Raw genomic sequence first — 2,970 nt, 5'->3', positions numbered from 1 at the left:
CCCGAACTCCTGGCCCGCCTCCAGAAACCCAAGGAGACGGACCCCGGCGAGTAGCGGCGACTCAACGAGCCTTGGTGCCGACGAGTTCGAAGTCGGCCGGGCGGAGCCTGCGGGTCGCCATCCAGTAGCGCCAGGTGAATCCGGGCCAGACGGTGCGGTTCACGCCCTTGGCGTCGAGATACCAGCTCTTGCAGCCGCCCTGGGTCCACACACCCCGGTTCAGCTTGCGCTGGATCTCGTCGTTGAACCGTTCCTGCACGTCCGGGCGCGGCACGAGACCGCCCGCGCGGGACCCCTCCACCAGTTCGATGGCTTCCGCTATGTAGCGGATCTGCGACTCGATCATGAAGACCACCGAGTTGTGCCCCAGTCCGGTGTTCGGGCCGAGCAGGAAGAACAGGTTGGGGAAGCCGGACACCGTGATGCCGAGGTGGGTCCGCATCCCTTCGGCCGCCCATTCCTTCGACAGGTTGCGGCCGCCCTCGCCGATGATGTCGAGGTTGTCGAAGGCGTCGGTGACGTGGAAGCCGGTACCGAAGATGATCGCGTCCACGGGATGCTCCACACCGGCCCCGTCGACCACGCCGTGCGCGCGCACCTGCGCCACCCCGGAGGTGTTCACGTCCACGTTGTCCCTGGCCAGAGCCGGGTAGTAGTCGTTGGAGATCAGTACGCGCTTACAGCCCATGGTGTAGTCCGGCGTGAGCTTCCGGCGCAGCACGGGATCGGGGATGTTGCGGTCGATGTTGGCCTTGGCCAGCTTCTGCGCCAGGCGCATCACCCACGGCTGGCCGTTGAAACCGATCGCGCGGGCCTCCAGCATCCAGTACAGCGCGTCCCGGTAGATCCGTTGCACGCCGGGAACCTTCTCGAAGAGGCTTCGCGCCCACTCCGGCATGGCGTGGTCGGGCTTGGGCAGCACCCACGGCGGCGTGCGCTGGAACAGCGTCAACTGTTCCACCTCGCGGGCGATCTGCGGGACGAACTGGATCGCACTGGCCCCGGTGCCCACGACCGCGACCCGCTTGCCGCGCAGGTCGAAGTCGTGGTTCCACTCGGCCGAATGGAACTTCTCACCCCGGAAGTCCTCGATCCCGGTCAGCTCCGGGATCTGGGGCAGGTGCAGCGCACCCACCCCGTTGACCAGGAAACGCCCCGCGAACTCGTCGCCGCCCCTCGTGGCGACGTGCCAGCGGTGCTCGTCGGTGTCCCAGCGGGCACCGGTCATCTCCTGGCCGAACCGGATGAAGCGGTACAGGTCGTACTTGCGGGCAACGCTTCGCAGGTACTCCCAGATCTCGGGCTGGGGTGAGAAGGACCGCGTCCAGTGCGGGTTCTGCTCGAAGGAGAACGAGTACATGTGCGACTGGATGTCGCAGGCGCAGCCGGGATAGGTGTTGTCCCGCCAGGTGCCGCCGACGTCTTGGGCCTTCTCCAGGATGACGAAGTCGTCACGCCCCTGTTTGCGCAGCTGGATGGCCATGCCGAGCCCCGAGAACCCGGTGCCGACGATGACCACGCCCGCCTCAGTCCGCTCGCCCATTGTCTGTCCTCCGTGATCGGCCGATTCCGGTGGGCACCCGCACTGGGTGTTACCGTGAGTCCACCTTACTTTAAGTAGGTTACCTTGGGTAGACTGAATCGAGTGAGCACCTCGAGCCCCCGGAAACGCATGCCGCGCGCGGAGCGGGAGCGGCAGATGATCCAGGTCGCCGAGGCCGTGTTCGCCGAACACGGCTACCTGGCGGCATCGATGGACGAGATCGCCGAACGGGTCGGTGTGTCGAAGCCGATGCTCTACGAGTACTTCCGCTCCAAGGAAGGGCTCCTGGCCGCCTGTATCGCGCAGTCGAGGGCGGAGTTGCGCGAGGTGACCGAGCGGGCGGTGATCGGGGCAGCTTCGGCCCGGGAGGCCCTGCACAGCGGACTCCTCGCGTTCTTCCGCTACATCGGCGAACACCGGCAGGCGTGGTCCCTGCTGCGGAACGAAATGATGTTGATCGGCACCACCACCGCCTCGGACGAGATCGAGGCCACCCGTCAGCAGCAGACGGATCTGATCGCGAAGCTGATGGACGGCTATTTCGACCTCGGATCCCCCCTTCGGGTGGAAGCGGCGGCCGAATTCGTCGTCGGGGCGTGCGAACGCCTGGCCATCTGGTGCGAACGACATGAGGATGTCACACCCGAATGGGCTACCGACGCGGCGATGGACCTGCTCTGGGCCAGTCTTCGCGACCGCGTGCGGTGAACACCGGGCGGTAACTTGCCGCGTGCACGTGCATTTGCACCGCGCACCGTCACGCAGAGCACATTTCTGCCGCTAGCTTGTCACCTAGAGTCGTAATGAGGTATCGATAGAGGGCGACGAAAGTCGGCGAACGGCCCTGCGGATACGCCCTATCGGGTTAACCTGATCGGTGTTGTGCGGGTACGTGTCGCACGCGCTCCCCAGCGGAGCAACGAGGCCAGTGGCAGGGGTGGAAGAGATGGCGGAACCGATCACGGCGATCTACGTCCAGGAAGACGACGACTGGACGATCACGGTCGCGGGCGGGGGCAGGACCCTGACCGGGCGCGCGCCGGGCATCATCGCGGCGCGAGACAGCGTCGATCAACTCGTCGAGGAACTGGGTGCCGAGGCCAAGGGGGCGACCGTCGTGCACCTGCTCAACGGCAGCGCTCTGGAGTTCACCGCGGCCTACATGGGCGCGCGGCTGACCCTCCCGGAAACCGCCCCGCTCGAGATCCCCGAGTCCGCCCCGGCGGCGCAGGTTCCCGCCCAGCCGCAGGACGACGGGGAAAAGCCCAGGACCGCGAAGGCCAAGCTGACCACCGACATCGGCGACGCCCTGACCAAGTCCAAGCCGAAGCGCACCGCCGCCGCCGGCCGCTGAAGTCGCGCCGTCCCTGCCGTGCGTACAGGTGAAGCGGGGGACGTTTGCTGCGGATGATTCGCAGCAAACGTCC

Annotated in this window: 3 protein-coding genes; 2 read left to right on the top strand and 1 reads right to left on the bottom strand. The window is 66.6% G+C overall.

The genetic code is table 11. The features are described from left to right. Positions 1 to 61: 61 nt before the first annotated feature. Entirely contained in the window at positions 62 to 1,543 is a 1,482-nt protein-coding gene (locus tag FNH05_RS35365; RefSeq protein ID WP_144593200.1) for a flavin-containing monooxygenase, read from the bottom strand. A gap of 129 nt (positions 1,544 to 1,672) precedes the next feature. Between FNH05_RS35365 and FNH05_RS35360 the strand changes: the two genes are divergently transcribed. Both FNH05_RS35360 and FNH05_RS35355 read left to right on the top strand, forming a co-directional pair. Continuing rightward, positions 1,673 to 2,251, top strand: coding sequence for a TetR/AcrR family transcriptional regulator (locus tag FNH05_RS35360; RefSeq protein ID WP_144593201.1), 579 nt, complete (start codon positions 1,673 to 1,675; stop codon positions 2,249 to 2,251). 238 nt (positions 2,252 to 2,489) lie between these two features. Continuing rightward, entirely contained in the window at positions 2,490 to 2,897 is a 408-nt protein-coding gene (locus tag FNH05_RS35355; protein WP_144593199.1) for a hypothetical protein, read from the top strand. The last annotated feature ends 73 nt before the right edge of the window (positions 2,898 to 2,970 follow it).

Origin of the sequence: Amycolatopsis rhizosphaerae (assembly GCF_007713715.1) — a bacterium.
In the GTDB taxonomy this organism is placed as follows: domain Bacteria; phylum Actinomycetota; class Actinomycetes; order Mycobacteriales; family Pseudonocardiaceae; genus Amycolatopsis_E; species Amycolatopsis_E rhizosphaerae.
This window is presented reverse-complemented; position numbering and strand designations above follow the sequence as displayed.